Annotated in this window: 27 protein-coding genes; 15 read left to right on the forward strand and 12 right to left on the reverse strand. The window is 65.3% G+C overall.

Features of this window, described 5'->3' with window-relative positions; genetic code table 11:
* Positions 1-8: 8 nt before the first annotated feature.
* Positions 9-1,598: a gamma-glutamyltransferase family protein gene (locus tag ABIB99_RS39040; RefSeq protein WP_354181060.1), complete on the forward strand. Its 1,590-nt coding sequence runs from the start codon at positions 9-11 to the stop codon at positions 1,596-1,598.
* A 91-nt stretch (positions 1,599-1,689) separates the two neighbouring features.
* On the forward strand, positions 1,690-1,920 hold the full coding sequence (locus tag ABIB99_RS39045) for a hypothetical protein (protein WP_283018467.1): 231 nt from the start codon (positions 1,690-1,692) through the stop codon (positions 1,918-1,920).
* 56 nt (positions 1,921-1,976) lie between these two features.
* Here the strand turns inward: ABIB99_RS39045 and ABIB99_RS39050 are convergent, their stop codons facing one another.
* From ABIB99_RS39050 to ABIB99_RS39065, 4 genes are read right to left on the reverse strand one after another with little or no spacing between them, the layout of a single operon-like run.
* Positions 1,977-3,263, reverse strand: coding sequence for an NAD(P)/FAD-dependent oxidoreductase (locus ABIB99_RS39050; protein WP_063985379.1), 1,287 nt, complete (start codon positions 3,261-3,263; stop codon positions 1,977-1,979).
* 12 nt (positions 3,264-3,275) lie between these two features.
* Positions 3,276-4,007: an amino acid ABC transporter ATP-binding protein gene (locus ABIB99_RS39055; protein WP_063985380.1), complete on the reverse strand. Its 732-nt coding sequence runs from the start codon at positions 4,005-4,007 to the stop codon at positions 3,276-3,278.
* On the reverse strand, positions 4,004-4,657 hold the full coding sequence (locus ABIB99_RS39060) for an amino acid ABC transporter permease (RefSeq protein WP_014497665.1): 654 nt from the start codon (positions 4,655-4,657) through the stop codon (positions 4,004-4,006). Before ABIB99_RS39060 ends, ABIB99_RS39055 begins: the two co-directional genes overlap by 4 nt.
* A gap of 26 nt (positions 4,658-4,683) precedes the next feature.
* Positions 4,684-5,442, reverse strand: a complete 759-nt coding sequence (locus ABIB99_RS39065; RefSeq protein WP_063985381.1) for an ABC transporter substrate-binding protein — start codon at positions 5,440-5,442, stop codon at positions 4,684-4,686.
* A gap of 179 nt (positions 5,443-5,621) precedes the next feature.
* On the opposite strand from ABIB99_RS39065, the gene ABIB99_RS39070 reads away from it, so the two are divergent.
* The gene (locus ABIB99_RS39070) at positions 5,622-6,263 is read left to right on the forward strand and encodes a helix-turn-helix domain-containing protein (protein WP_063985382.1); all 642 of its coding nucleotides are present in this window, start codon (positions 5,622-5,624) and stop codon (positions 6,261-6,263) included.
* Between the two features lie 159 nt (positions 6,264-6,422).
* On the opposite strand, the gene ABIB99_RS39075 is transcribed toward ABIB99_RS39070, so the two are convergent.
* Both ABIB99_RS39075 and aptA read right to left on the reverse strand, forming a co-directional pair.
* The gene (locus tag ABIB99_RS39075) at positions 6,423-7,688 is read right to left on the reverse strand and encodes a D-amino acid dehydrogenase (protein ID WP_063985383.1); all 1,266 of its coding nucleotides are present in this window, start codon (positions 7,686-7,688) and stop codon (positions 6,423-6,425) included.
* Between the two features lie 70 nt (positions 7,689-7,758).
* Entirely contained in the window at positions 7,759-9,087 is a 1,329-nt protein-coding gene (gene aptA, locus ABIB99_RS39080) for an omega-aminotransferase AptA (RefSeq protein ID WP_354181065.1), read from the reverse strand.
* Between the two features lie 149 nt (positions 9,088-9,236).
* Here aptA and ABIB99_RS39085 point away from each other — a divergent pair, with 149 nt between their 5' ends.
* Positions 9,237-9,785 carry a cupin domain-containing protein gene (locus ABIB99_RS39085; protein ID WP_231144261.1) on the forward strand — a complete coding sequence of 183 codons (549 nt, stop codon included), beginning with the start codon at positions 9,237-9,239 and terminating at the stop codon, positions 9,783-9,785.
* A gap of 146 nt (positions 9,786-9,931) precedes the next feature.
* Positions 9,932-10,084 carry a hypothetical protein gene (locus ABIB99_RS39090; RefSeq protein WP_166082130.1) on the forward strand — a complete coding sequence of 51 codons (153 nt, stop codon included), beginning with the start codon at positions 9,932-9,934 and terminating at the stop codon, positions 10,082-10,084.
* Positions 10,085-10,127: 43 nt separating this feature from the next.
* On the opposite strand, the gene ABIB99_RS39095 is transcribed toward ABIB99_RS39090, so the two are convergent.
* From ABIB99_RS39095 to ABIB99_RS39105, 3 genes are read right to left on the reverse strand one after another with little or no spacing between them, the layout of a single operon-like run.
* Positions 10,128-12,389 carry a xanthine dehydrogenase family protein molybdopterin-binding subunit gene (locus ABIB99_RS39095; RefSeq protein ID WP_354181068.1) on the reverse strand — a complete coding sequence of 754 codons (2,262 nt, stop codon included), beginning with the start codon at positions 12,387-12,389 and terminating at the stop codon, positions 10,128-10,130.
* Complete coding sequence (locus ABIB99_RS39100; RefSeq protein ID WP_166349723.1) at positions 12,382-13,437, reverse strand: FAD binding domain-containing protein; 1,056 nt, start codon at positions 13,435-13,437, stop codon at positions 12,382-12,384. Before ABIB99_RS39100 ends, ABIB99_RS39095 begins: the two co-directional genes overlap by 8 nt.
* A complete protein-coding gene (locus ABIB99_RS39105) occupies positions 13,434-13,931 on the reverse strand; it encodes a (2Fe-2S)-binding protein (protein WP_041955025.1) in 498 nt (165 codons plus the stop codon). The genes ABIB99_RS39100 and ABIB99_RS39105 overlap by 4 nt, the downstream gene beginning before the upstream one ends.
* Positions 13,932-14,170: 239 nt before the next feature.
* On the opposite strand from ABIB99_RS39105, the gene ABIB99_RS39110 reads away from it, so the two are divergent.
* Both ABIB99_RS39110 and ABIB99_RS39115 read left to right on the forward strand, forming a co-directional pair.
* A complete protein-coding gene (locus tag ABIB99_RS39110) occupies positions 14,171-14,809 on the forward strand; it encodes a TetR/AcrR family transcriptional regulator (RefSeq protein WP_175618283.1) in 639 nt (212 codons plus the stop codon).
* A gap of 65 nt (positions 14,810-14,874) precedes the next feature.
* The gene (locus ABIB99_RS39115) at positions 14,875-15,282 is read left to right on the forward strand and encodes a DUF4864 domain-containing protein (RefSeq protein WP_166349719.1); all 408 of its coding nucleotides are present in this window, start codon (positions 14,875-14,877) and stop codon (positions 15,280-15,282) included.
* Here the strand turns inward: ABIB99_RS39115 and ABIB99_RS39120 are convergent.
* A complete protein-coding gene (locus ABIB99_RS39120; protein ID WP_354181071.1) occupies positions 15,279-16,544 on the reverse strand; it encodes an MFS transporter in 1,266 nt (421 codons plus the stop codon). The genes ABIB99_RS39115 and ABIB99_RS39120 overlap by 4 nt on opposite strands.
* A gap of 150 nt (positions 16,545-16,694) precedes the next feature.
* On the opposite strand from ABIB99_RS39120, the gene ABIB99_RS39125 reads away from it, so the two are divergent.
* The 8 genes from ABIB99_RS39125 (at position 16,695) to ABIB99_RS39160 (ending at position 24,078) form a co-directional block, all read left to right on the forward strand.
* Entirely contained in the window at positions 16,695-17,132 is a 438-nt protein-coding gene (locus ABIB99_RS39125) for a hypothetical protein (protein ID WP_166349713.1), read from the forward strand.
* Positions 17,133-17,211: 79 nt separating this feature from the next.
* Positions 17,212-17,496: a hypothetical protein gene (locus ABIB99_RS39130; RefSeq protein ID WP_166349710.1), complete on the forward strand. Its 285-nt coding sequence runs from the start codon at positions 17,212-17,214 to the stop codon at positions 17,494-17,496.
* Between the two features lie 9 nt (positions 17,497-17,505).
* Positions 17,506-18,930 (forward strand): TolC family protein, encoded by a 1,425-nt coding sequence (locus ABIB99_RS39135; protein WP_354181074.1) that lies wholly within the window; start codon positions 17,506-17,508, stop codon positions 18,928-18,930.
* 13 nt (positions 18,931-18,943) lie between these two features.
* Positions 18,944-20,275 (forward strand): copper oxidase, encoded by a 1,332-nt coding sequence (locus ABIB99_RS39140; RefSeq protein WP_071917707.1) that lies wholly within the window; start codon positions 18,944-18,946, stop codon positions 20,273-20,275.
* 32 nt (positions 20,276-20,307) lie between these two features.
* Entirely contained in the window at positions 20,308-20,763 is a 456-nt protein-coding gene (locus ABIB99_RS39145) for a cupredoxin domain-containing protein (protein ID WP_028149531.1), read from the forward strand.
* Between the two features lie 14 nt (positions 20,764-20,777).
* Complete coding sequence (locus tag ABIB99_RS39150) at positions 20,778-21,080, forward strand: copper-binding protein (RefSeq protein ID WP_354098094.1); 303 nt, start codon at positions 20,778-20,780, stop codon at positions 21,078-21,080.
* 358 nt (positions 21,081-21,438) lie between these two features.
* Entirely contained in the window at positions 21,439-23,580 is a 2,142-nt protein-coding gene (gene flhA, locus ABIB99_RS39155; RefSeq protein WP_063985393.1) for a flagellar biosynthesis protein FlhA, read from the forward strand.
* A 294-nt stretch (positions 23,581-23,874) separates the two neighbouring features.
* The gene (locus ABIB99_RS39160; protein WP_014497685.1) at positions 23,875-24,078 is read left to right on the forward strand and encodes a hypothetical protein; all 204 of its coding nucleotides are present in this window, start codon (positions 23,875-23,877) and stop codon (positions 24,076-24,078) included.
* A 270-nt stretch (positions 24,079-24,348) separates the two neighbouring features.
* On the opposite strand, the gene ABIB99_RS39165 is transcribed toward ABIB99_RS39160, so the two are convergent.
* Together ABIB99_RS39165 and ABIB99_RS39170 are read right to left on the reverse strand one after the other, a co-directional pair.
* Complete coding sequence (locus ABIB99_RS39165; RefSeq protein WP_354181078.1) at positions 24,349-25,569, reverse strand: NAD(P)/FAD-dependent oxidoreductase; 1,221 nt, start codon at positions 25,567-25,569, stop codon at positions 24,349-24,351.
* A 115-nt stretch (positions 25,570-25,684) separates the two neighbouring features.
* The gene (locus tag ABIB99_RS39170; protein ID WP_028149526.1) at positions 25,685-26,644 is read right to left on the reverse strand and encodes a helix-turn-helix transcriptional regulator; all 960 of its coding nucleotides are present in this window, start codon (positions 26,642-26,644) and stop codon (positions 25,685-25,687) included.
* Between the last annotated feature and the right edge of the window lie 61 nt (positions 26,645-26,705).

The following is a 26,705-nucleotide window of genomic DNA, read 5'->3' on the forward strand; positions in this document are numbered from 1 at the left end:
ACGACATCATGCCTCATCAGTTCAGCCTCGCCCAAGCCGTCCGCAAACCCGCCGTCACATCCAAGGGCGGCATCGTCGCCTCGCAATCGCGACGGGCGGCCGAAGTGGGCGCGCAGGTGCTGGCGGCGGGCGGCGACTGCGTGGACGCGATCGTCGCGACCACCTTTGCGCTGAACGTGCTGGAGCCCTGGAACAGCGGCATCGGCGGCGGCGGCGCCATGGTGCTCTACCGCGCCAAGGAAAATCGCACCGAGGTGATCGACTACGGCATGTGCGCGCCACAGAGCCTGCGCACCACCGACTACCCGCTCAGCGGCGAAGGCGCGGCCTCCGATCTGTTTCCCTGGCCGCGGGTGAAGGACGATCGCAACATTCACGGCCCCGGCTCGGTCGCCGTGCCCGGCGTCGTCGCCGGCATGGAGGAGGCACATCGCCGCTACGCCAAGATGCCGTGGAAGGATCTGGTCGCGCCGGCCGCCGCGCTCGCCGGCGAAGGCCTGCTGGTCGATTGGTGGACCACGCTGACGATCGCGGCATCGGCAGCCGATCTCAGGCGCTATCCCGCGAGCGCGGCCACCTTCCTGAAGGATGGCCTGCCGCCGAGCGCGCCGTGGGGCATCAAGTCCGAGACGCGGCTGCCGTTGGCCACGTTGAAGGCGACGTTGTCGCACCTCGCCGCTGCCGGTCCGCGCGATTTCTACCAGGGCGATCTCGCCAAAAGCATCGCATCCGACATCAAGGCCGACGGCGGCTCGCTGTCGGTGGAGGATCTCGCCGCGTTTCGCGCCCATCTGCGCGAGCCGCTGGCGATCCCCTATCGCGGCGGCAAGGTGTATGCGACGCCGGAGCTCACGGCCGGACCGACAATGGCGCATGCGCTGCGGCTGTTGCAGCAGAGTCTGAAGCCGGGAAGCGCACCCGACGCGACCACCTACAGCGAATATGCGGTGGCGCTGCAAGCAGCCTTCCGCGAGCGGCTCAAGGACATGGGCGATGCCGACGGCAAGCGATCGCTCGGCGCCGAATATCTGGCGCCCGCCTGCACAACGCATTTCTCCGTGGTCGACCGCCACGGCAACATCGCAGCGGTCACGCAGACGCTGCTCTCGTCCTTCGGCTCGAAATACGTGACGCCGCACACCGGCATTGCCATGAACAACGGCATCATGTGGTTCGACCCGACGCCGGGCACCACCAACTCGCTCGCTCCCGGGAAGCGCTGTCTCTGCAACTACACGCCCGTCATCGCCGAAACGAAGGACGGCAAGCGTCTCGCGGTCGGCGCCTCCGGCGGCCGCCGCATCCTGCCGTCGGTGATGCAGCTCGTGTCCTTTGCGATGGATTTCGGCATGGACCTCGACACGGCCATCCACCAGCCGCGGATCGACGCAAGCGAAGGCGCGGTCGTGATCGGCGATATCAGACTGCCGGCAGACGTGCGCAAGACACTTGCCGCACGCTTCGATTATGAAGAGACGCAAGTGCAGGCCCTGCCGCAGAAGTTCGCCTGCCCCAGCGTGGTGATGCGCGAGGACGATACGAATTCGGGCGCGGTCGAGATCTTCCAGCCCTGGGCCGACGCTGTCGCCGAATCCTGAGCGTCACGACTCCTCCGCATTTGCACGCGACACCGCGATCGATGTTCGTTCGTCGAACGGACAGATGCGTGCCTAACAGGAGAGATTTCGGATGAAGAAACTTGCGCTCGCCGCAACACTGATCATCGCGGCCGGCTTCACCATGCCAAACGCCGCATTCGCCAGGGGCGGCCACGGACATGGTCATGGCCATGGCCACGGCCATCATGGCGGATACCATGGACATCGCCATGCCACTCATCTCGGATGGCACCACGGGCGCAAGGTCGGCTGGCGCGGCAGGGGCTGCCCGCCCGGCCTGTGGAAACAGGGTCGCTGCTGACGCCCTATCTGCAAGTCATGCAAGGCGTCGCTCCTGACGGGGCGGCGCCTTCTTCTTCAAACGCCCAGCCGATCCCGCACCCGGCCCGTGATCACAGCAGTCGCAACCCCCAAGGGCCAAAATGCGTGCATCGGAATCGGCTTGATACCCGTGACGGGCATGTCGATCTCAGCCTTGGCACCGCCGATCAGCCGGCGCGCGAGCTGCGCGCCCATCGCGGTCGAGAGCGCGACGCCGCGGCCATTGCAGCCGAGCGAGATCAGGACGCTCTCCGCCGGCTCGTGCACATGCGGATAATGATCCTTGGTGATGGCGAGCCGGCTGTTCCAGCCATGCGTCCAGGCGGCGCCCTTGAGCTGCGGCCATAGCCGCTCGGCATAACGCATGAGATAGGCGACGTCGTTGGGCGACTTGATCCAGCGCATCGGGCCGCGGCCGCCCATCAGCAGGCGGTTGTTTTGATCGATCCGATAATAGACGGTGATATGACCGCTCTCGTAGAGCACCGGCCGTGTCGGCATGATCGAGCGGGCGACCGCGTCGGAGAGCGGCGCGGTGGCGGCAATCGAAGAGAATACCGGCACGATGGTACGGCGGAGCGCCGGCCAGAGATCGTCGGTGAAGCCGTTGGTGGCGAGCAGGACCTTGTCGGCATGCACCACCGCGCGCGGCGTCTCGATGCGCCAGCGCGCGCCGTCGCGACGGAGCGACAGCGCCGGCGTTTCGCCATGGACCTTCGCGCCCGCGGAAATCGCGGCGCGCGCGAGGCCACGGGCGTAGCTGAGCGGATGCAGATCGCCGCCGCGCGAGTCCAGCATGGCGCCGATGTAGCGGTCCGTGCCGGTCATCTCGCGCAACTGCTCGCGGTTCAGATATTGCACCGGCATGCCGCGGCGCATGCATTGCTGCGCCGTCTTCTCGATCGCGGCGGCGCTGGCCTCGTTGTAGGCCGCGCGCAGCGTGCCATTCTGCCGCGCTTCGCAGGGGATCTGGTAACGGCGGATCAGGTCGTGCGTGAAATTGGTCGTGCCGTAGGAGAAGTCGATCATGCGGCGGCCGAGCTCGGCGCCGAAATCGGCCTCGATCTGATCGGGGTCATGCTTCAAGCCGGGATTGGTGTGACCACCATTATTGCCCGATGCGCCCCAACCAGGTTCCTGCGCCTCCAGCACCAGCGCCTCGACACCTCGCTCCGCCAGATGCAAGGCCGTGGACAGACCGGTGTAGCCGCCGCCGACGATCGCGACGGGGACGGTCTTGTCCGCGTCGAGCGGCGGCGTGGCAACCGGCGCGACGGCGGTGTCGGCATAGAGCGAGGGCGGCAGAGGCAGGCGCGTAGTCATGACGAGGACCGATCAGAGCGGATGCAGCACGCGGCGCAAAAAGTCCTGCGTGCGCGGGTGCTGGGGTTGATTGAGGACGGCCTTCGCCGCGCCCTGCTCGACGATGACGCCGCCGTCGATGAACAGCACGCGGTCGGCGACGTCGCGGGCAAAGCCCATCTCGTGGGTGACGACGACCATGGTCATGCCGTCATCGGCGAGCTTGCGCATCACGCCGAGCACGTCACCGACCAGTTCGGGATCGAGCGCCGAGGTCGGCTCGTCGAACAGGATCGCCTTTGGCTGCATCGCGAGCGCGCGCGCGATGGCGACGCGCTGCTGCTGGCCGCCGGAGAGCTGCGGCGGATGCGCGTCGGCCTTTTCGGCGAGGCCCACCTGACCGAGCAGCGCGCGGCCGCGCTCGAGCACCTGCGCACGCGGCTCCTTCTTTACAAAGAGCGGGCCTTCGACGACGTTTTCCAGCACGGTGCGATGCGGGAACAGGTTGAAGCGCTGGAACACCATCGAGACCTGGGTGCGGACCTTCACGATGGAGGACGCATCGCGGTCGACCTTCAGCCCCTCGACGTTGATCTCGCCGCGGTCGTAGCTTTCCAGCCCATTGATACAGCGCAGGATCGTCGACTTGCCGGAGCCCGAGGGGCCAATGATGCAGACCACCTCACCCTTCTGGACGGAGGCCGTGATGCCCTTGAGCACCTCGTTCTGGCCAAAGCTCTTGTGGACGTCGGTGAGCTCGATCATTTCTTGCCCGCCCGCTTCTCGAAGTGACGGACCAGCAGGATCAGCGGGATGCTCATGGTGAGATACATCAGCGCCACCAGCGTGAACACATTGGTGTTCTTGAAGGTCGAGGATGCGATCAGCTTGCCTTGCAACGCGAGCTCGGCGACCGTGATGGTGGAGGCTTGCGACGAATCCTTCAGCATCATGATCATGACGTTGCCATAAGGCGGCAGCACGATGCGCACCGCCTGGGGCAACACCACGCGGCGCATGGTGAGCCACCAGCCCATGCCGATCGACTGCGCCGCCTCGATCTGGCCCTTGTCGATCGCCTCGATGCCCGCACGGAAATTCTCGGCCTGGTAGGCCGAATAGGCGATGCCGAGCCCGAGGATCGCGGCCTGCAAGGCCGACAGCGTGACGCCGAGATCCGGCATCACGAAATAGAGGTAGAACAACAGCACGATGATCGGGATGCCGCGGATCACGTTGATCAGGCTGGCGCTGAGCATCGACAGCACCTTGATGCCGGAGACCCGCATCATCGCCCAGATCAGACCCAGCACCGTCGAGAGCAGCAGCGAGCCGATGGTGACGACGATCGTCAGCGCGACACCGCTCATCAGGATCGGGAAGAATTCGACGGCGTCGTGCCAGAAGCCTTTCATCGGTCAGCCTTACCAGCCTCTGTCGATCAACCCTGCGCCTTCTGACCCCACTTCTCGAGGATCTTGTCGATGGTGCCGTTGGCCTTCAGCTTCGCCAACGAGGCGTTGATCTTGCCGAGCAGCGCGGCCTCGCCCTTGCGGACGCCGATGCCGACCGAGCCGACGGTGACGGGCTTGTAGCCGTCGACGAGACGTACCTCAGGGAAACCACCCTGCTTCAGATTGTAGGCGAGGATCGGATAGTCGGCGTAGCCGGCCTTGAGGCGACCGGTGTTCACGTCGCGCAGGATGTCAGGGATGGTGTCGTAGGCCTTGACGTCGGCGAACAGGCCGGACTTCTTCAGCGCATCGACGAAGGCGGTGCCGACCTGGGCGCCGACCGTCTCGCCCTTCAGATCATCCTGCGTGGCATAGGCCTTGGTGTCGCTCTTCGGGACCACCAGGCCTTCGCCGTAGGTGTAGATCGGATCGGAGAAGTCGACGACCTCCTTGCGCGGCGCGGTGATGAACATCGCCGCCGCAATCATGTCGATCTTGCCCGATGTGAGCGACGGGATCAGCGCCGAGAACGCCATCGGCTCGATCTGCACGCTGAGGCCGGCGTCCTTGCCGATCTCGGTGACGATGTCGACCATGATGCCCTGGATGGTGTTGGTCTTGGTGTCGAGGAAGGTGAAGGGAATGCCTGTCGGCGTCGAGCCGACCTTCAACGCCTGCTGCGCCGAAGCCGGCATCGCCGCTGCAATCGCGAGCGCCGCGACCGCGGCCAGACCAAAACGCTTCATCGCATCCCCCTTTGGGCTTGGCCGATGTCGGCGCTCGCGCATGTCGTGATCAGACGTTGCGGGCCAAGCCGTTTCGGCCTATTTTCACCAATATGAAAATTTGGTCACACTTTCGCGGGCGATGCAAGCGGTTTTCATGCACATGAAGGAAGCGGTTTGACGTGAGCGGTGGCAAAAGAATGCGCAAACCGGCCGCCGCAAAGCCGGCGAAGGTGAAAGCCAAGGCTACCACCAAGCCGGCCGAGCCCGCGATGGATGTCGCGGTCGGCCGCCGTATCCGCGATCTCAGGCGTGTCAGACAATTCTCGCTCGAGACCGTCGCGGCGCGCACCGACCTGTCGATCGGCTTCCTCAGCCAGATCGAGCGCGGCCTGTCGTCGCCATCGCTGCGCGTGCTGGCAACGCTCTCCGACGTGCTCGGCGTCGGCATGGCCGCTTTGTTCGGTGCGAGCCCAAGTCCCGACGGTGCCTCCGACCAGGTGGTGACGCGCGGGCTTCAGCGGCCGGAACTGAAACTCTGGCGCAGCGGAATTTCGAAGCAACTGCTGAGCGCTGCGGGCAGCGACAACCGGCTCAACCTGTTCCTGGTGCATATCGATCCCGGCGGCTCCGCGGGCGACGAACTCTATACCCATGACGGCGAGGAAGCCGGCCTCGTGCTCGAAGGCGAGATGATGCTGACGGTGGACAGCGAGACGTGGTCGCTGAAGACGGGCGACAGTTTTCGGTTCGCTAGCCGAAGGCCGCACCGGTTTTCCAATCCGGCCAATGATGCGAAGGCTGTGGTGCTGTGGGTGAATTGCGTGACGGGCGCGGGGTAAGCCCGTGCTCACCTTCCACCGCGCACGGCGAAAGTAAGAAAAGCCGCGACGTCTCCACATCGTCATTGCGAGCGAAGCGAAGCAATCCAGACTTTCTCCGCGGAGGCACTCTGGATTGCTTCGTCGCTTCGCTCCTCGCAATGACGGGCGGATGGAGTCTTAGCCGAACCGATACTTGTACCGGTCCACCGTCAGCGCACTCACATCGACCTCCGGCTTCCTGCCCGACAGCATGTCCGCGAGCACGCGGCCGGAGCCGCAGGACATGGTCCAGCCGAGCGTGCCATGGCCGGTGTTGAGGTGGAGGTTGCCGTATTGCGTCGGGCCGATCACCGGCGGGCCGTCCGGCGTCATCGGACGCAGGCCGCTCCAGAACGTCGCCTTGGAGAGATCGCCGCCGCGCGGGAACAGATCGGTCAGCGAGTGATCGAGCGTGGCGCGGCGGGCGTCGTAGAGCTGGCTCGAATAGCCGGATATCTCGGCAGTGCCGCCGACGCGGATGCGATTGCCGAGGCGGGTGATCGCGACCTTGTAGCTCTCGTCCATCACGGTCGATTCCGGCGCGCCGGAGGCGTCCTTGATCGGCACCGTGATCGAATAGCCCTTCACCGGATAGACCGGCAATGAGATGCCAAGCGGTGCAACGAGCCGCGACGACCAGCTTCCGAGCGCGAGAACGTAGGCATCGGCCTGCAACGAGCCCGCACTGGTCACGACACCACTGACGCGCGCGCCATCCGTGACGATGCGATCGATGCCGGTGTTGAACATGAAGCGCACACCGAGCGCTTCGGCATGCTTGGCCAGCGCCTGCGTGAACATGTGGCAGTCGCCGGTCTCGTCCTGCGGCAAGCGAAGCCCGCCGGCGAACTTCTCCTTCACGGCGGCGAGCGCCGGCTCGACCGCGATGCAGCCCTCCCGGCTCAACACCTCGAAAGGAACGCCATACTGCTTGAGCACGGCGATGTCCTCACCGGTGCCATCGAGCTGCGCCTGGTGGCGGAAAAGCTGCAGCGTGCCCTGCGAGCGCTCGTCATACTGGATGCCGATGTCGCGGCGCAGGTCGCGCAGGCAATCGCGGCTGTATTCCGCGATCGGGATCATCCGGCTCTTGTTGACCGCGTAACGCGCGCTGGTGCAGTTGCGCAGCATCTTGGAGAGCCAGACCCACATGACAGGATCGAGCTTCGGCCGGATCACCAGCGGGCCGTGCTTCATCAGCAGCCATTTGATCGCCTTCACCGGCACGCCGGGACCGGCCCAGGGCGACGAATAGCCGGGCGACACCTCGCCCGCGTTGGCGAAAGAGGTCTCCAGCGCCGGCTCGGGCTGACGGTCGACGACCGTCACCTCATGACCGGCACGCGCAAGGTAGTAGGCAGAGGTGACACCGATGACACCGCTGCCGAGGATCAGAACTTTCACGCTTCGTCAAACTCCCGCGGCATCACGCTCGCCGCTGCAAGAACAAACTCCGCAACGGCGAGAGCAATTATCAGGCCACCCGCTTGATGGCGTCGCCGAGGATCGAGACCATATCGTCGATATGGCTCTTCTCGACGATGAGCGGGGGCGACAGCGCGAAGCTATCGCCGCTCATGCGGAAGTACAGACCGCGATTGAAGCAATCGACCATGACGTCGTAACCACGCGCGCCGACCGCACCGTCACGCGACGACAGCTCTACCGCGCCCATCAGGCCGCAATTGCGGATGTCGACGACGTTCGGCAGACCCTTCAGCGAATGCAGCGCATCGCCCCAGTATTCGGCAATCGACGCACCGCGCGTCAGCAGGCCCTCGTCCTTGTAGATGTCGAGCGTCGCGATGCCGGCGGCGCAGGCCGTCGGATGCGCCGAATAGGTGTAGCCGTGGAACAGCTCCATCTGGTTCTCCGGGCCGACCATCAGGCCGTCGTGAACCTTGCGGCTCGCGAACACCGCGCCGCAGGGAATGGTGCCGTTGGTGATGCCCTTGGCCGTCGTCATCAGGTCCGGCGTGACGCCGAAGAAGTCGGCGGCGAATGGCGTGCCGAGGCGGCCGAAGCCGGTGATGACCTCGTCGAAGATGAGGAGGATGCCGTGCTTGTCGCAGATCTCGCGCAGGCGCTTGAGATAGCCCTTCGGCGGCGGCAGCACCGCGGTCGAGCCCGGCACCGGCTCGACGATAACGGCCGCGATCGTCTCGGCGCCGTGCAGGCCGACCAGACGCTCGAGATCGTCGGCGAGCTCGGCGCCATGCTCAGGCTGGTCCTTGGCGAAGGCGTTGCGGGTGAGATCGTGGGTGTGGCGGATGTGGTCGACGCCCGGAAGATGGGTGGCGAAGGCGCGGCGATTGGCGACCATGCCGCCGACCGACATGCCGCCGAAGCCGACGCCGTGATAGCCGCGCTCGCGGCCGATCAAACGGGTGCGGCTCGCCTGGCCGTTGGCGCGGTGATAGGCGAGCGCGATCTTCAGCGCGGTGTCGACCGACTCGGAGCCGGAGTTAGTGAAGAAGATGCGGTCGAGGCCCTTCGGCGCGATCTCGGCGAGACGCTCGGCGAAGTCGAATGCCAGCGGATGGCCCATCTGGAACGACGGCGCGAAGTCCAGCGTCATCAGCTGGCGCTCGACCGCTGCGGCGATCTGCTTGCGGCCGTGACCGGCATTGACGCACCAGAGGCCGGCGGAGCCGTCGATCACCTTGCGGCCGTCGACGGTGGTGTAGTGCATGCCCTCGGCCGAGGAGAACAGGCGCGGCGCCTTCTTGAACTGACGGTTGGCCGTGAACGGCATCCAGAACGAGTCGGTATTGATAGTGTTCGGAATCTGATGAAGGGTCACGGGCCACGCTCCTTTGCTGACGGGATAGCAGAGGCACGGCTTCGGAAGCGCAACAAGTCCTTTTCTGGTCACCTGCAAGCCATTGATTTCACTGGGGCTGCCGGTCCATATTTGCGCGATCCGCAACACCTGCAACAGGGACCAGGGGCATGAGCGTCGACATCGGTAGACGGCTGCGATTCATCCGGGCGCACCACAAGCTGTCGCAGCGCGAGCTCGCCAAGCGCGCCGGCGTCACCAATTCGACGATCTCGCTGATCGAATCCAACCAGATGAACCCGTCGGTCGGCGCGCTCAAGCGCATCCTCGACGGCATCCCGATGGGGCTCGCCGAGTTTTTCGCGCTGGAGCCGGAGTCACGGCGCAAGATTTTCTACCGCGCCGAGGAGCTGACCGAGGTCGGCAAGAAGCCGATCTCGTATCGCCAGATCGGCGACAATCTGTTCGGCCGCAGCTTGCAGATCTTGAAAGAGCGATACGAGCCCGGCAGCGACACCGGACGCGTTCACCTCGTCCATGACGGCGAGGAAGGCGGCATCGTGATCTCGGGCAAGCTCGAAGTCACCGTCGAGGACGAGCGCCGCATCCTCAATCCCGGCGATGCCTACTACTTCGAGAGCCGTCGCCCGCATCGCTTCCGCTGCGTCGGCGGCAAGCCGTGCGAAGTGATCTCGGCCTGCACGCCGCCGACGTTTTGAGGCGCATCGACATTATCCGGAATCTTACGGAGTGCCCCGGTATCTTACGGATCTTGAGGCATCTCAATCTCCGCGCGTCGACCCTCTATATGTTGCGAACCCAAGCCGAGAGACATTCCGGCGCCGCTTCATAACTGGGCTCGAAGATGAAGATCACGCTCGCCAATGCAGAGGCCGCGCTCGATGAAGTGCAGCGCGACACCGACAAGCTCCATTCGCAGGAGCTGCGTAAGGCTATTGCCGACTACATCGAGACGCAGCGAGAAGCGCTGAAGGCGCTCCGCAAGAAACTGCATTAGCAGGACGCGGCGGAACGAGAAGATCTCGTCCCGCCTTTTTGCCTCAGCGCTGCGTCAACAACTCCTCGATCTTGATCGGAAAGCGGCGGACACGCACGCCGGTCGCATGCCACACCGCGTTGGCGACCGCGCCGGCGCTGCCGGTGATACCGATCTCCCCGACGCCCTTGATGCCGAGCGCATTCACATGCGGATCGTGCTCCTCGACCATGATCACGTCGAGCGGCGGCACGTCGGCATTCACGGGGATATGGTACTCGCCGAGATTGGCATTCATGATCCGGCCGCTGCGGCGGTCGGTGATGGCTTCCTCATGCAGCGCGAAGGACATGCCCCAGATCATGCCGCCGAACAGCTGGCTCTTCACCAGATGCGGATTGACGATGCGCCCCGCCGCGAACGCACCGACCATGCGGGTGACGCGGACCTGGCCGAGCTCGGGATCGACCTTCACCTCCGCAAACACCGCACCATGCGCGTGCATCGCATACTCTTCCATCGCCGCAGGGTTCGGCGCTCCGGTGCCGCGGGCTTCGAGTTCGGCAACGCCCGCGCGCGCGAGGATCTCGACGTAGCTCTCGCCACGGGTCTCGTCGTCGCGCCGGATCAACCGGCCATCGCGCGCGATCACGCCGGCATTGCCGGCACCAAACAACGGCGAGCGCTCGTCGTTGGTGGCGAGATCGGCGAGTTTTGCGACGACGGCCGCACCGGCACTGTGGATCGCAGCACCCGCGGTCGCGGTGTGCGCCGAGCCGCCGGCGATGCCCGCGTCGGGCAGGTCGGATGAACCAGCCTTGAACTCGACACGGTCGATGTCGAGCCCGAGTTCGTCGGCCGCGATCTGCGCGAGTGCCGTCCAGGCGCCCTGCCCCATGTCATGCGCGCCGATCTCCATCGCGCCACTACCGTCGCGGCGGAGCACCGCGCGCGCTTCGGCCTGGAACATCAGCGCCGGGAAGGTCGCGGTGCCCATGCCCCAGCCGACGAGAAGGCCAGCATCGTCGCGCATCTGCCGCGGCTGGAGCGAACGCTTCGACCAGCCGAACCGCGCCGCGCCCTGCTCGTAGCAGGCACGCAGCGCCTTGGACGAGAACGGCTTGCCAGTGATCGGCTCGACCTCGGCGTAGTTCTTCAGGCGGAAAGCCAGCGGATCGATGCCGCAGGCCCAGGCCATCTCGTCGATCGCGCTTTCGAGCGCGATCGAGCCGGTGGCCTCGCCGGGCGCACGCATGAACAGCGGCGTGCCGGTGTTGACGCGCACGGCGTCATGCGAGGTGCGGATCGCCGGGCTGGTGTAGAGCGTATGCGAGGCATCCGCGGCCGGCTCGTAGAAATCATCGAACGTGCTCGACACGGTCCGGGCGTGATGATCGAGCGCAGTCAGGCGCCCTTCGCCGTCCGTGCCAATGCGCAGCCGCTGACGCGTCGGTGCACGGTGACCGACCGGGCCGTACATCTGCTCACGGCGCAGCACCAGCTTGACCGGCTTGCCGACCAGCTTTGCCGCCATGATGCCGAGGACCGGCGGACCAGCCATCAGCCCCTTCGAGCCAAAGCCACCGCCGAGGAAAGGGCTGCGGATGTGGATCTTGTCATGCGCGATGCCGAACAATTCGGCAACGCGCGCAAGCGACAGCATGAGACCCTGGGTCGGCATGTCGATCTGCAGACTGTCGCCATTCCATGCGGCCACAATCGCATGCGGCTCCATCGCGTTGTGATATTGCGGCGGCGTTTCGTAAATCGCGTCGATCTGCTTCTCGGCCGCGGCAAGACCCGCCTCGACATCGCCGAGGTGATTTTCGGTGGGGTTGCCGACGCCGACGACCGGCGGCACATAACTCTCGCCGGCATCGAGGCCGACCAGCGCGGGCAGCGTCTCGTAGCGCGGCGCCAGCAGCACCGCGCCTTCCGTCGCTGCCTCAAGCGTCTCGGCGATCACGACGGCGATGGGCTGGTTGGCGTAGCGGACCTCGTTGCTCTGCAAGACCTCCATCCGGAACACGAACGGATTGGTCTTGATCTCCGGATCGATTGCGAGCTGCGGCTTGTGGTCTGGTGTCATGACGTCGACGACACCGGGATGGCGTTTTGCGGCAGCGACATCAAGCGAGGTGACGCGGCCGTGCGCGATGCTGGCGACGGCCATCACGGCAAACAGCATGCCGGGCGGATGGTTGTCGGCGGCGTAGGTCGCCTGCCCCTTGACCTTGAGGACGCCGTCGCGGCGGGTCAGCGGCTGGCCGATGCTGGAGCCGTGGCGCAGATGGGCGGGAGAGCTGGATAGATTAAGCTCAGGCATGGATGGCTCCGGACGTCGAGGCAAAGGGAGAGGCCGGCAGCGCGGGAATACGCGCGGGCGTACCAGCGGCGGCAAGGGTCAGCGCACGCACGACGATGCGGCGTGCGAGCTCGATCTTGAAGGCGTTGTCGCCGGACGGCTTTGCGTCGGTAAGCGCGCGCCAGGCGGCTTCCTGAAAAGCGTCGCTCGTCGGCGCGACGCCCTTGAGCACATCTTCCGCGGCGCGGGCACGCCAGGGCTTTGCGGCGACGCCGCCGAGCGCCAGCCGCGCCTCCGCGATCTTGCCGTTCTCGATCCGCAACGCAGCCGCGGCCGAGACAACGGCGAAGGCGTAAGACGTGCGCTCACGAATCTTGAGGTAGCGCGCATGCGCGGCGAAGCCGCGCGCCGCAGGCGGCAGCCGCACCGCGACGATGAGGTCGCCGGGCTCGAGCGCCGATTCACGCTCGGGCGTATGGCCCGGCAGGCGATGCAGCGCGTCGAGCGCGATCTCGCGGCGGCCGTTCCTGCCCTCGATCTCGACGACGGCGTCAAGCGCGACCAGAGGCACGCAGAAGTCCGACGGATGCGTAGCGATACAGCTTTCGCTCCAGCCGAGCACGGCATGGGTGCGGTTCTCGCCCTCGCGCGCGTCGCAGCCCGAGCCCGCCTCGCGCTTGTTGCAGCGGCTGGCGGTGTCGTAGAAATACGCGCAGCGCGTCCGTTGCAGCAGATTACCGCCGACGGTCGCGGCATTGCGCAGTTGCGCGGACGCACCGGACAGCAGCGCCTCGGCGACGGCCGGATAGGATCTTGCGAAGTTTGCGTCATGCGCGAGATCGGCGTTACTCACCAGCGCGCCGATGCGCAACGATCCGTCGGCGAGAGTCTCGATCTGATCGAGTCCGTCGAGATGCGTGACATCGACCAGCCGATCCGGTCGGCTGACGCCGCCCTTCATCAGATCGAGCAGATTGGTGCCGGCGGCGAGATAAACAGCGCCCGGCTTAGCGGCCGCCGCAACGGCCTCGGCCACTGTGGCCGGCCTGACATAATCGAACGGTTTCATGCGGAGCGCCTCTGATTGGATTCGTCCGTGCCGGCCTGGGCTTCCAGCACGGCATCGACGATGCCGGCATAAGCGCCGCAGCGGCAGAGATTGCCGCTCATGCATTCGCGGATGCGCTCGGGATCGTTGCCGGCCTGCGCCTCTTGCATCATGCCGATCGCGCTCATGATCTGGCCGGGCGTGCAGAAGCCGCACTGAAAGCCGTCATGTGCGATGAAGGCCGCCTGGACGGGATGAAGCTGGTCGCCGCGCGCCACGCCTTCGATGGTGAGGATGTCGGCGCCATCATGGCTGATGGCGAGAGCAAGACAGGAGTTGATGCGCTTGCCGTCGACGAGAATGGTGCAGGCGCCGCACTGGCCGCGATCGCATCCCTTCTTGGTTCCGGTCAGATGGAGGCGCTCACGCAGGAGATCGAGCAGCGTGACGCGCGGATCGTCGAGGACGAAGTCGCGCCGCGCACCGTTCACGGTGAGGCTGATGGAGTGGTTCATACAGGGCTCCGATCAGATATGGACATGAGTCATCGCTCAGCGCGCCACCTCCGTGGCCGCTGTCGATATGCGTTGGCCAGGCGGAACCCAGCCAACATCTCAAGGAAGATACGGAGGCACCCTCCGGTTAACAAGGGCTGCCTGAAAATATTTGGAATTCGTCGAAAGCCCGTGCGCATACAACGCGATGCAGCCTTGCTAGGGTTCAATCTAACCAATTCGTGATCTACATTACCGCCATGGACGACCAGACCGACCAGATTCGGAAGCCTCGCGCCGACGCCGTGCGCAATCGCGAGCGCGTGCTCGAGGCGGCGAAAATCGTGTTCAACGCGGGCGGTCCCGAGGCAAGCCTGGAAGCCGTCGCCAAACGCGCCGGCGTCGGCATCGGCACGCTCTATCGGCATTTTCCAACTCGCGAGGATTTGTTCGAGGCGGTGTACCGGCGCGAGGTCGAGCAGCTCAGCGAGCTTGCCGAGCAATTGAAGAACGCCAAGGACCCGGTCGATGCGCTGCGGCGCTGGCTGCGCTCCAACGTCGAATTCGTTGCCACAAAAAAGGGCATGTCGGCCGCGCTGGCGCTGACGTTCCAGAGCTCATCGGAACTCGCGGCGTTCTCGATGGACCGGCTCACCAAGGCGATCGGCTCGCTGCTCGACCGCGCAGTCGCGGCCGGCCAGATGCGCGGCGATGTCAGCCCGGAGGATCTGCTCAGGGCACTCGTCGGCATGTGTTACATGCACGACCAGCCCGGCTGGCAATCCTCGGTGCTGCGCATGCTCGACGTGTTCGTGGACGGGCTGCGGGTGCAGCCGGCCGGCAAGGCCAAGGCGCGTGCCGCCAAGCCTACGAAGCCGGCGGTGAAACGGAAGCGATAGCACGCCGTATTTCCCTGAGGTCGTGCTAGGATTGGCATCGCCGGGATTTCAACGCGGAGCCTGTCATGCGCATCGTCGCCTTGCTCGTCGCTATCAGCGTTATCTTCAGCTCCGTCTCAGCACGCGCCGGCGACGTCGCGGCGGCGCAAGGCGTCATCCGCGCCCAGGAACAGGCTTTCGCGCGCGACGATGCTGCGGCGGCCTATTCCCACGCCGCGCCGGCGATCAGAGAAATCTTCCCCGCCCCTGACATTTTCATGTCCATGGTGCAAAACGGCTACGCGCCGGTCTACCGGCACAAGAGTTTTGAGTTTGGCGAGAGCAAGAGCGAAGGCAACTGGATCTCCCAGCACGTCCACATCATCGATGCCAATGGCGAAGCCTGGGAGGCGCTCTACACGCTCGAGCAGCAGGCGGACGGCAGCTACAAGATCACCGGCTGCTCGCTGCTGAAGCTGGGGCGAGAAGTTTAGGTCGCAAAACCCGGTCCCGTCTCGACCGCGTTCATTCGCGACCGGATCAGCAGCGTCAGCACGATGCCGACATTGAGGGCGTTCCAGGCCACCCCGTTCGCGAACGCCGCAGCATAGGAGCCCGTCGCGTCGAAGATGACGCCCGACACCCAGCCGCCGAAGGACATGCCGAACACCGAGGCGAAGATCACGATGCCGACGCGGGTTGCCGCCTCGCTCGCCGGCATCGCCTCGCGCACGATGATGGCGTAGCTCGGCACGATGCCGCCCTGAAACAGGCCGAACATCGCGGAGATCAGATAGAGCGAAGTCAGGCTGTCGAAGAACAGATAGAACACCAGCGCAAAGCCCTGCGCCAGCGATCCGACCAGCAGCGTGCGGATGCCGCCGATCTTGTCGGCAAGGTAGCCCGAGCCGATACGGCTGACGATGCCGCAGGCCATCATCAGCGACAGCATCTCGGCGCCACGCGCCACGCCGTAACCGAGATCGCCGCAATAGGCGACGATGTGCACCTGCGGCATCGCCATGGCGACGCAGCAGGAGATGCTGGCGATCGAGAGCAGCACGGTCAGCGTGTTGGTCGAAAGCTTGAGATCGACCTGCGGCGGGCGCGCATTGGCGTGATTGCGGACCTTGTCGTCGCCCATCTGTGCGCGCAGGACCAGCACCAGGATCGTCATCAAAACCACGCAAACGAGGGCGATGCCGATATGCGTGGTGCGCCAGCCGATCGTCTGCATGCCCTCGCTGATGAGCGGCGGCCACATCGTGCCCGCGACGTAATTGCCGCTCGCGACGATGGTCACGGCAAGTCCGCGATAGCGCTCGAACCAGTGCGAGGCCTCCGCCATCAGAGGCGCGAAGGTCGCCGAGGTGCCGAGCCCGATCAGGAAATAGGCCGCAACGAACTGCCAGAGCTGGGTCGAGAGCCCCGCCAGCACGTTGGCAACGCCGATGAAAGCGATGCTGATCGCCATCGCCGGCACGATGCCGAACTTGTCGGTGATCTTGCCGGCGATCACGCCGCCAAGGCCGAAACCGAACATCATCAGTGTGAAGGCCAGCGACACAGCTGCTCGCGTGGCGGCGAACTCGGTCTGCACGACGGGAATCACCACGACGACCGCCCACATGCCGACGCCACCGACCGAACCGATCAGCAGCGCGAGCAACAGCCGCACCCAAGCCTGACGCGAATCAGGGGTGAATGAGGCCGGTCTCTGTCCTGGAAGATTTGGCGCGTGCACAGGCCGGACCATGTTCGCTGATCGCCGCGCGGTCAAGCAACGTGCCGCGATATTGGGCATGCGCGGTGCACTGCGGTAAGAAGATGCTTGGCGAAGCCGCGCTTTGCCATTAGTTTGCAATCTGCGTGTGCAACATTGCCGCGCGAGGAGCCTGTCGGCGGAATGCTGTTGCGATTGACGCGATCGATGCGGATCAGGGTGGGGCGGATCATCGCCCTCGCCTATCTGTTCTGCGTGCTCGCGCCGGCAGCAGCCCTCGCCTGGGGCAGCGGCCCGGCGCCGTGCCTCGACGACGCGCTCCTCGCCGATCTCGTGCCGGTACATCACCAGATGCAGGCCGGCCACGTGCATGACGGTGTGTCGCATGACCACGCAGGCATGCATGCGCATCACCAGGCTGCCGCACAGGATGCGCCCACCCAACATCACCATGACGGCAAGGCTGGCCCGTGCTGCGCGATGATGTGCGTGAGCGCCCTGCCGGCCGACCTGCCCGGCATCGCCAAACCACTGCAGCCGATTTCCGCCTGCGCGCCCGAGATCGTGGTCAGCCTGCACAGCGCGGCGCCGCCTCAGCGCTACCGCCCTCCCATCGCCTGATCTGACGCGACGACGTCAGGACCGCACGCGCATCCGCGCGCGCGAACCTGTGGTCTCTACGACAGATCAGGGATGACTCATGCTTACGCTTTCCGGGGCGAAGTTCGCCGCCGCACCCGCGGCGCGTGGACGACACTTTCGATTCAATTGGCCGCTGCTGCTCGTGCTTGCGCTCGCGCTGTCGGGCTGCATGCCGGCAACGACGCAAATTGCTGGCGCCGATCCTGCCGATCCTGCGGCAAAGGTCGCACGCGCCAGCTATCGGTCGACCATCGCGCCCTATACCAGCCTGCGACCTGCGACGCCGGGGCCATGGCGCGACCGCAACGACGCTGTCGCACCGCAGCCGAAGCAAGACCGGTAGGGGCGCGCCATGACGCATCATTTTGCGCGGGGCCTGCTCGTGCTCACTGCGCTGGGACTCTCCGGCTGCATGGCATTCTCGCCGGACGGAGGCATGACGACGGTCTCGGACCTCACCAGCCAGACCATCAACAAGGACGTCGCCTTCGTGCGAACGGCCGAAGGTGCGGAGGCCGTCAACGCGACCGTCCGCCGCTTGCTGGCGCGCACGCTGACCACCGAGACGGCCGTGCAGATCGCGCTGCTCAACAACAAGGGACTGCAAGCGACCTATAACGAGCTGGCGCTGGCCGAGACCGAACTCGTCGAGCAGAGCCTGCCGCCCAATCCCGTGTTCTCGATCTCGCGCATCGCAGGCAATGGCGCGAGCGAGATAGAGCGTCAGGTGGTCGGCGACATCCTCGCGCTGGCCACGCTGCCGTTCCGCTCCGACATCGCCCGCGACCGTTTCCGTCAGGCGCAATTGCGCGCGGCGTTGGCGACGCTGCGGTTGGCCGCCGATGTCCGGCGCGCCTATGTCCGTGCGGTCGCCGGAAACGAAATGGTGGCGCTGCTCACCGACGCGAAGGCGACGGCGGAATCGACCGCGCAGCTCGCGGTCAAACTCGGCGAGACCGGCTCGATCAACAAGCTCGATCAGGCCCGCGAGCAGGTGTTTTACGCCGAGACCACGGCCGACCTCGCCACCGCGCGGCAGGCGGCAACGAGCGCGCGCGAAAGGCTCGCGCGCCTGATGGGGCTGTGGGACGGCGGCCTCGACTTCCGTCTGCCCGATCAACTGCCGCCGCTGCCGCGCCGGCCGCAGGCACTGCCCTCGATCGAGGCCGATGCGGTTGCCCATCGTATCGATCTTCAGATCGCACGGCTGGAGCTGACGGCGCTGGCAAAGTCGCTCAACCTCACCAAGGCGATGCGCTTCGTCACGCTGCTCGACCTCGCCGGCATCTCCCGCCGCACCCAGGATCCCGAGGGCCCGCCGTTCCGCGAACGCGGTTTTGACGTGCAGTTCCAGATCCCGATCTTCGACGGCGGCGAGGTGCGCGTGCGGCAGGCGGCGGAGACCTACAATCTCGCCTTCAACCGCCTGACCGAGCGCGCCGTGAACGTTCGCTCCGAGGCGCGCGATGCCTATCGGGTCTATCGCTCCAGCTACGACATCGCCAGCCACTATCAGCGCGAAATCCTCCCCTTGCGAAAAATCATCACGGAGGAGATGCAGCTGCGCTTCTCCAGCATGCAGGTCGATATTTTCGCGCTACTCACCGAAGCGCGGCAGCGCCTGGCGTCGCTGCGCGGCGCGATCGATGCCAAGCAAAAATTCTTCCTCGCCCAGTCCGACCTCCAGACCGCCGTCAACGGCGGCGGCGCACCTGCGTCGGGCGGCGACACTTCAACCACCATCGCCGCGGCAGCGCCTGCCGATGGCGGCCACTGAGATGGAGGCCAACATGTTTTCCCGCCGAGGATTTTTGGGCACCGCCGCGCTTGCCAGCGCGTCAGCCGTCAGCGGCCGTGTGCAGGCCGCGTCCATTCCTGAAGCGCCTCACATGGACAAGGTGGTGATGCAGCCGCCGCTGCACCCGATCAGCGGCCCGGACTATCGCCCCGTGGTCACGCTGAACGGCTGGTCGCTGCCGTTCCGCATGAACGGCGACTGGAAGGAATTCCATCTCGTCGCCGAACCCGTGGTGCGGGAATTCGCCGAGGGCATGAAAGTGAATCTGTGGGGCTATAACGGCCAGTCGCCGGGCCCGACCATCGAGGCGGTCGAAGGCGACAAGGTCCGCGTCTTCGTCACCAACAGACTGCCCGAATACACCACCGTGCACTGGCACGGCATGATCATTCCCAGCGGCATGGACGGTGTCGGCGGACTGACGCAGCCGCACATCCAGCCGGGAAAAACCTTCGTCTACGAGTTCGAGATGAAGAAGAGCGGGACCTTCATGTACCACCCGCATTCCGACGAGATGGTGCAGATGGCGATGGGCATGATGGGCATGGTCGTCGTGCATCCGCGCGATCAAAGCTTCCGGCCCGTCGACCGCGACTTCGTCTTCGTGATGAGCACCTATCGCGTCGATCCCGGCACATACCTGCCGCAGGTCAACGAGATGACCGACTTCAACATGTGGACCTGGAATTCGCGGGTGTTTCCCGGCATCGATCCCTTGCCGGTCAGGCTCGGCGACAAGGTGCGCGTGCGCATCGGCAATCTTAGCATGACCAACCATCCGATTCATCTGCACGGCCACAGCTTTGCGGTGACCTGCACCGATGGCGGCTGGATTCCGGAGAGCGCGCAATATCCGGAGACAACCACCGACGTGCCGGTCGGCGCGGTGCGCGTGTTCGACGTGCTCGCCGACAATCCCGGCGACTGGGCGTTCCATTGCCACAAGTCGCACCACACCATGAACGCGATGGGGCACGAGGTGCGCAATCTGATCGGCGTGTCGCGCAAGGACCTCGCCAAGGCGGTCGGCAAGCTCGCACCTGACAGCATGGCGATGGGCTCGACCGGCATGGCCATGGGCAACATGGAGATGCCCGCGCCCGACAACACGCTGCCGATGATGACCGGCACCGGTCAGTTCGGCCCGATCGAGATGGGCGGCATGTTCACGGTGATGAAGATCCGCGAGGATCTTGCGCGCGACGATTACCGCGATCCCGGCCCCTACCAATTCCCGCAAGGCACCGTCGCCTACGAGGTCACGCCACCGGCCGCAGAGCCGGCGCGGCAGCAAGGCGCGCCGATGAAGAACATGAAGATGTGAGCGTTTCGATGAACCACCAACTGGAGAACAAGATGAAGAAGACAATCAAACTCGGACTTGCGCTGGCTGCGCTTTCGACCGCACCGGCGTTTGCCCACGACCAGCACGGGCACGGGACCTTTTCGGCCGGCGAGCCCGGCGATCCCAGGAAGCCCGCGCGCACGATCGAGATCCTGCTGAACGAGATGGACTACGCGCCCGCCAGGATCGAGGTCAAACGCGGCGAGCAGATTCGTTTCGTGCTGCGCAATGTCGGCAAGGAGGACCATGAATTCCTGCTCGCCACGACGAAGGAGAATCTCGCGCATGCCGTGGAGATGAAGAAGCATCCGCACATGGAGCACGACGACCCCAACGGCGTCAGGCTCGCACCGAACAAGACGGCCGAGATCCTCTGGAAGTTCAGCAAGGCCGGCACGTTCGAATTCTCCTGCCTGATTCCCGACCACCGCGACTACGGCATGGTCGGCCACGTCACCGTGAAGTAACAAGGAAGACTCCCATGAACCGCACCATCCGTATCGCCGCAGCGTTGGCGCTGACCGTCGGCCTTGCCGCCGAAGCCTTCGCGGCCCAGGGCGCCGCGATCAGCGGCGAGGTCAGGAAGATCGACGAGGGCGCCGGCAAGATCACACTCAAGCACGGACCGGCGAAAAGCCTCGGCATGGATGAACCCATGACCATGGTCTACCGCGTCAAGGACCCCGCTTTGCTCAAGCAGGTGAAGGTCGGCGACAAGGTGACCTTCGAGGCCGAGGAGGCGGCTTCGGGGTACACGGTGACGACGATGCAGAAGGCGAAGTAGGGCTACGTCCTCCGCAGCTGATTTCGGCGCCAAACGCTTCCACAACGTCATGGCCGGGCTCGTCCCGGCCATCCACGGCTTCGGCCGCGCAGGCGGGACAAGCCCGGGCATGACGACTTCGTCCCTGCCAGGTGCCCGAAACACCCCGGTCTGACCTCCTGCCGCACCCTGCGTTAACCCTTTGCTAACCATACACCCGGCAAGAATTGCCGGGTGAAGTCGAGTGTCGTCAGCCGCGTAGAACGGGAGGTCCCCCGTGGACGCCAGTGCGGTGCCTCACTTTCGAAACGGCGGCCCTTCGGCCGCCGCGCAGACATTTGGGGCGCGCGGACGGCAGTCGCGCGGGGGAGCAGCTACCATGGTCGACGTCACCGCGGGACAGGGCGTAGGCAGCACGAACGCCGGCTTCCCGACCCTCACCGAGATCGGCAACATCCTCAAGCGCGGCGATATCGCGCTGGCACTCGGCGTCCTCACCATCCTGGTAGTGCTGATCCTGCCGCTGCCCGCGATCGTGCTGGACCTGTTCCTGGCGATCTCGATCACGCTCTCGATCCTGATCCTGATGACGTCGCTGTTCATCCAGGCGCCGCTGGAATTCTCCGCCTTCCCGACCGTCCTCCTGATCTCGACCATGCTGCGCCTGTCGCTGAACATGGCCTCGACCCGCCTGATCCTGTCGCACGGGCACGAGGGCACGGATGCCGCCGGTCACGTCATCGAAGCCTTCGGCAGCTTCGTGATGGGCGGCAATTTCGTCATCGGTATCATCGTCTTCGCCATCCTGATCATCGTCAACTTCGTCGTCATCACCAAGGGTTCGGGCCGTATCGCCGAAGTCGCCGCCCGCTTCCACCTCGACGCCATGCCCGGCAAGCAGATGGCGATCGACGCCGATCTCTCCGCCGGCCTGATCGACGAGAAGGTCGCCAAGCAGCGGCGGAAGGATCTGGAGGACGAGAGCGGCTTCTTCGGCGCCATGGACGGTGCCTCCAAATTCGTCCGCGGCGATGCCATCGCGGGCCTTTTGATCGTCTTCATCAACATCGTCGGCGGCATGATCATCGGTGTCGCGCAGCAAGGCCTCTCCTTCGCCGATGCCGGGCGCAGCTACACGCTGCTGACCGTCGGCGACGGCCTCGTCACCCAGGTGCCGGCGCTGATCGTTTCGACCGCGGCCGGCCTGCTCGTCTCCAAGGCCGGCGTGTCCGGCGCCGCCGACAAGGCGCTGATGAAACAGTTCTCCGGCTATCCGCAGGCGCTGGCGATGTCCGCGGCGGTCATGCTGGTGCTGGCGGCGCTGCCGGGTATCCCGACCATCCCCTTCCTGGCGCTCGGCGGCGGCGCCGGTGCGCTCGCCTGGCACGCCCGCAACCGCAACCGGGCGACTGCCAGGGCTGACGAAGTTGCAAAGACCGCATCCGCTCCGGGAACGCCGGGTTCACCTGGCGCCGCTGCGGCCGAAGAGCCGATCTCCGCCGCGCTCAAGATCGACGATCTCAAGATCGAGCTCGGCTATGCGCTACTGCCGCTCGTCAACGGCCCTGATGGCACCGACCGCCTCACCGAGCAGATCAAGGCGCTGCGCCGCTCGCTCGCGATCGAGATGGGCTTTGTGATGCCCGCCGTGCGCATCCTCGATAACGTCCAGCTCGAAGCCAACACCTACATCATCAAGATCAAGGAAGTGGACGCCGGCACCGGCAAGATCTGGCCGAACCAGTTCATGGTCATGGACCCCGGCGGCAGCCAGGTGCAGGTGCCCGGCATCCACACCACCGAGCCGACCTTCGGCCTGCCCGCAACCTGGGTCGATGCCAGCCTCAAGGAAGAAGCCTCGCTCAAGGGCTACACCGTCGTCGACGCCGCGACCGTGCTCTCGACCCACCTCACCGAGCTGCTCAAGGCCAACATGTCGGACCTGCTCTCCTATGGCGAGGTGCAGAAGCTGCTCAAGGAGCTGCCGAAGGAGCAGGGCGAACTGGTCAAGGACATCGTGCCGGGCCAGGTCACGGTCTCCGGCATCCAGCGCGTGCTGCAGCTGCTGCTCGCCGAGCGCATCTCGATCCGCGACCTCTCGACCATCCTGGAAGGCATCGCCGACTCGCTCGCCTTCTCGCGCAATCCCGCGACCATGGTCGAGCATGTCCGCGCCCGCCTCGCGCGGCAGATCTGCGCGCAAAACACCTCCTACAGCGGTTATCTGCCGCTGATCGCGCTGTCGGCGCGGTGGGAACAGGCCTTCGCCGAATCCATCATCGGCCAGGGCGAGGAACGCAGCCTCGCGATGCAGCCCTCGAAGCTGTCGGAATTCATGACCGGCGTGCGCGAGGCCTTCGAGCGCGCCGCGCGCGAAGGCGAAGCGCCGGTGCTGGTCACGTCTGCGGCAATTCGTCCCTTCGTACGCTCCCTCGTCGAGCGGTTCCGGGCCCAGACGACGGTGCTGTCGCAGGCTGAAATCCACCCCAGGGCGAGATTGAAAACGGTCGGAAGCATCTGATTTGCCTTAAGAAGCCGTATGTTTTTCGGCCACAGGCAAATGGTTTTTGAGTTCCTGGCGCCTTGTCGACCAAATGCAAACAATGCGCCTCGCAAGCACATTACACCTTTGAAATAATTATATAATCGAACGATTGAGGGGTCGCTTTCGATCGCGATCTTTCACGTCCTGTCACGCTCTTGTGATCGCCCCTTGGGAACGAATCCCCCAATACTAGGTTGTTGGGGACCGGAAGCATGAACCTCCCCCAACAGGGTAGCGACTACTTCGGGTAGATGGCGGCAGGAGCCTTCCATGAACCACTCGATTTACAGCGCTGATCGCTCGACCCACTTGAAAATCGTGGTCGTTGCCCTCGTCGCCGGCATCGCGGTGGCAGGCTTCGGCATCACGGCGGCGCGCACGGGTTCGGACGAAGGCCTGACCCAGACCGCCCGCGTCATCAAGGCCGGCAAGCCGGTTGTTATCACCAGCTCGAACGCATCCCTCGTTCGATAAGGAGATTTGACGAGTTTTGTGAATTCACGCGGCTCTTTACCAGCCCCCCAAAGTCGCCACGTGGATATGTAGACGACCCCAACCCCAAGTCGACTACGGAAAGCGCCCGCCCCCCACGGGCGCTTTCTCATGTCTGGGGTACCTCGTCATTGCGAGCGTAGCGAAGCAATCCAGACTGTCGCCGCGGAAAGATTCTGGATTGCTTCGCTACGCTCGCAATGACGGAGCAATTGGCACAGCCGCGATCCTCCAACCAGCCCCGATCAAATTCTACCGCGCCCCATAAGTCGGCGGCGGCGCCTGGACCGTCGGTGCTGCCGCAGCGAAGAGCTCGGCCTTGCTACCGGTGAGCGGCGGGTAGATGCGCTTGCAGTTGATGGTCTGCTTGGTCGCCTTTGCGGCCGCGCCAGTGGTGCGAACCTCGCGATCCCACCCTTCGGTATAGAGCGCGCCCCAGCCGCCGAGGTCGAGCACGGTCACGTACCAATCGATGCGCAGCGGCAGCATCGGCAGGCCCGCCAGATCGGCTACGACGTTGTGACCGGCGAAGCGGCCCATGGGACGGGCGAACTGGCAGGACATCACCGTCGGGTGCAGTCCATCGACCACGCTCGAGGCGACATCGCCGGCGGCGAACACACCCGGCACATCGGCCACCCGCATGAAAGGATCGACCAGCAGGCGGCCGAGGCGATCGCGCGCGCCCGCGAAGCTCTCGGCCAGCCGGCTCGCGCGCATCCCGGCGCACCAGATCACGGTTTGCGCCGGGATGAACTCGCCCGAGCTCAGGTGCATACCGGCGGCCTCGACGGACACGACGCGCACGCCAAGCCGCGTCTCGACGTCGAGCGAGGCCAATGCCGTCTCGATGACGGGACGCGCATGCGCGCCGATGGTGGCGCCGACCGCAGGGTTGGGATCGACCAGGACGATGCGGCGACTGCCGGTGATGCCGACGCGCGCCAGCCTGTCCGGCATCTCGGCCGCCACCTCGATGCCGGTGAATCCGGCGCCGACCACCACGACAGTCGAGCGCCCCGGCGAGGGCGCGCTGTGTCCGAGCGAGACGAGATGATTTTCGAGGATGAGCGCGGCGGCATAGGTATCGACGTCGAAAGCATGCTCGGCGAGGCCGGGGATGGCGGGACGCATCACTTCGCTGCCGAGCGCCAGCACCAGGCGGTCGTAGCTCAGCGTCTCCTCGCCGCCGCTCGTGACGAGAGAAATCTCGCGCCGAGCCGGGTCGATGGCTTCGACCTCGCCAATGCCATGAGTGACGCCGATCGGATCGAGCAGTTGCGGCAACGGCAGCGCGACCTCGCTGAGGTCGGCCTCGTAATTGCGCACCCGGATGTTGTGATAGGGATTGCGATCGACGACACGGATCTCGACGTCACGGCCGGCAGCGCCGAGCTCGTCGCGCTTGCGCGCGGCGCCGATGGCCGCCCATAGACCCGCAAACCCCGCGCCGAGCACGACGATACGCGCCATGTCCGTTTACTGCTTTGTTCAAGAATTCCGGCGGCCTGCCCGCGCAGGCAGATATAGCTCATTTGCCCGGATCGACCAACCGCGGCGTCGCCGCTCCGCCGCATAAAATCGCGGCTCAGGCCTCGCGCAGCTCCGATGGCGTCGCGCCAAAACGCTTGCGGAAGGCGCGGTTGAAATAGGACAGGTCGGAGAAGCCCGAGGAATGCGCGATGTCGCTGATCTTGCGCGCCCTCGCGCGGGGATCGCCGAGCAGCTTGCGTGCCAGCAACAGGCGCTGCTCCAGCACGAATTCGGTGAAGGTCGTGCCGGCCTGCTCGAACAAGCGTTGCGCCTGGCGCGGGCTGAGCCCTGAGCGCGTCGCGATCTCGGACAGACAGAGATCGTTGCGGCCGAGCGCGGCCATCACGTCGGCACGCATGAGATCGAGACGGGCCGCCGCATGTCCGCGACCGCGCGCAAGGCTTGCATGCTCCGCATCGGTGCCGAGCAGTAGGCCGACGAGATCGATCACGTGCTGCGCGGTCAGGCGCTGGCCGACGGCGTCGAGATGCGGCGCGTGATTGGCGGCGAGTGCGTGGTAGCGGAAGATCGTCTCGGCCACCGCGCCATCCGAGAGCACTTGCGACAGCTTGTCCTCGGCACGCGGATTGATGTCGAGCAGCGCGCGGCGCGGCATGCGGATGCTGGTGAAGCGATCTTCCTGGGTGTGGCCGACGGTGCCGGTTACGCCCATGTCGACGAGCACCATCTGCGCGGGCGCAAGTTCGACGGTGTGGCCGTTCTGCCCGACGCGGACAAGACCCGCATGCGCGGCGATCAGGACCAGATCGTCGCTGCCGTCGGCAAGATGGCTCTGCGTCCGCGAATATTGCGCGGAGGCACCTTCGGGAATGGCCAACGCGATATTGTCGACCACGCTGACCTGGAGCCGGCAATCGATGCTGTCGCCATGGCTTGGCCCGACATCGAGGCCGCAGGGACCGAAGGCCCGCTCGCGCCAATGTTCGAAGGCCGGACCATGCGGAAGGCCCGCATATTGGTGGACGAAGATGCCCGGCGTCTTAGCTGCATCCATCTGACTTCTAGCCCCTTTTCCGGCGCCATGATGTGCGGCGCCGACTGCAAATTCCGGGCAT

The sequence above is a fragment of the Bradyrhizobium sp. LA6.1 genome (genome assembly GCF_040547805.1).
Taxonomy (GTDB): domain Bacteria; phylum Pseudomonadota; class Alphaproteobacteria; order Rhizobiales; family Xanthobacteraceae; genus Bradyrhizobium; species Bradyrhizobium barranii.

Bases quoted from the DNA above. Each gene is read 5' to 3' on its own strand.
- ABIB99_RS39070 (WP_063985382.1), top strand. From the start codon at position 5,622: ATGCGCAAACCGGCCGCCGCAAAGCCGGCGAAGGTGAAAGCCAAGGCT.
- ABIB99_RS39050 (WP_063985379.1), bottom strand. From the start codon at position 3,263: ATGACTACGCGCCTGCCTCTGCCGCCCTCGCTCTATGCCGACACCGCC.
- ABIB99_RS39120 (WP_354181071.1), bottom strand. From the start codon at position 16,544: ATGGTCCGGCCTGTGCACGCGCCAAATCTTCCAGGACAGAGACCGGCC.
- ABIB99_RS39105 (WP_041955025.1), bottom strand. From the start codon at position 13,931: ATGAACCACTCCATCAGCCTCACCGTGAACGGTGCGCGGCGCGACTTC.
- ABIB99_RS39095 (WP_354181068.1), bottom strand. From the start codon at position 12,389: ATGCCTGAGCTTAATCTATCCAGCTCTCCCGCCCATCTGCGCCACGGC.
- ABIB99_RS39045 (WP_283018467.1), top strand. From the start codon at position 1,690: ATGAAGAAACTTGCGCTCGCCGCAACACTGATCATCGCGGCCGGCTTC.
- ABIB99_RS39110 (WP_175618283.1), top strand. From the start codon at position 14,171: ATGGACGACCAGACCGACCAGATTCGGAAGCCTCGCGCCGACGCCGTG.
- ABIB99_RS39165 (WP_354181078.1), bottom strand. From the start codon at position 25,569: ATGGCGCGTATCGTCGTGCTCGGCGCGGGGTTTGCGGGTCTATGGGCG.
- ABIB99_RS39115 (WP_166349719.1), top strand. From the start codon at position 14,875: ATGCGCATCGTCGCCTTGCTCGTCGCTATCAGCGTTATCTTCAGCTCC.
- ABIB99_RS39125 (WP_166349713.1), top strand. From the start codon at position 16,695: ATGCTGTTGCGATTGACGCGATCGATGCGGATCAGGGTGGGGCGGATC.
- ABIB99_RS39140 (WP_071917707.1), top strand. From the start codon at position 18,944: ATGTTTTCCCGCCGAGGATTTTTGGGCACCGCCGCGCTTGCCAGCGCG.
- ABIB99_RS39060 (WP_014497665.1), bottom strand. From the start codon at position 4,657: ATGAAAGGCTTCTGGCACGACGCCGTCGAATTCTTCCCGATCCTGATG.
- flhA (WP_063985393.1), top strand. From the start codon at position 21,439: ATGGTCGACGTCACCGCGGGACAGGGCGTAGGCAGCACGAACGCCGGC.
- ABIB99_RS39100 (WP_166349723.1), bottom strand. From the start codon at position 13,437: ATGAAACCGTTCGATTATGTCAGGCCGGCCACAGTGGCCGAGGCCGTT.
- ABIB99_RS39170 (WP_028149526.1), bottom strand. From the start codon at position 26,644: ATGGATGCAGCTAAGACGCCGGGCATCTTCGTCCACCAATATGCGGGC.
- ABIB99_RS39145 (WP_028149531.1), top strand. From the start codon at position 20,308: ATGAAGAAGACAATCAAACTCGGACTTGCGCTGGCTGCGCTTTCGACC.
- ABIB99_RS39065 (WP_063985381.1), bottom strand. From the start codon at position 5,442: ATGAAGCGTTTTGGTCTGGCCGCGGTCGCGGCGCTCGCGATTGCAGCG.
- ABIB99_RS39085 (WP_231144261.1), top strand. From the start codon at position 9,237: ATGAGCGTCGACATCGGTAGACGGCTGCGATTCATCCGGGCGCACCAC.
- ABIB99_RS39150 (WP_354098094.1), top strand. From the start codon at position 20,778: ATGAACCGCACCATCCGTATCGCCGCAGCGTTGGCGCTGACCGTCGGC.
- ABIB99_RS39055 (WP_063985380.1), bottom strand. From the start codon at position 4,007: ATGATCGAGCTCACCGACGTCCACAAGAGCTTTGGCCAGAACGAGGTG.
- ABIB99_RS39090 (WP_166082130.1), top strand. From the start codon at position 9,932: ATGAAGATCACGCTCGCCAATGCAGAGGCCGCGCTCGATGAAGTGCAG.
- ABIB99_RS39160 (WP_014497685.1), top strand. From the start codon at position 23,875: ATGAACCACTCGATTTACAGCGCTGATCGCTCGACCCACTTGAAAATC.
- ABIB99_RS39040 (WP_354181060.1), top strand. From the start codon at position 9: ATGCCTCATCAGTTCAGCCTCGCCCAAGCCGTCCGCAAACCCGCCGTC.
- ABIB99_RS39135 (WP_354181074.1), top strand. From the start codon at position 17,506: ATGACGCATCATTTTGCGCGGGGCCTGCTCGTGCTCACTGCGCTGGGA.
- ABIB99_RS39130 (WP_166349710.1), top strand. From the start codon at position 17,212: ATGCTTACGCTTTCCGGGGCGAAGTTCGCCGCCGCACCCGCGGCGCGT.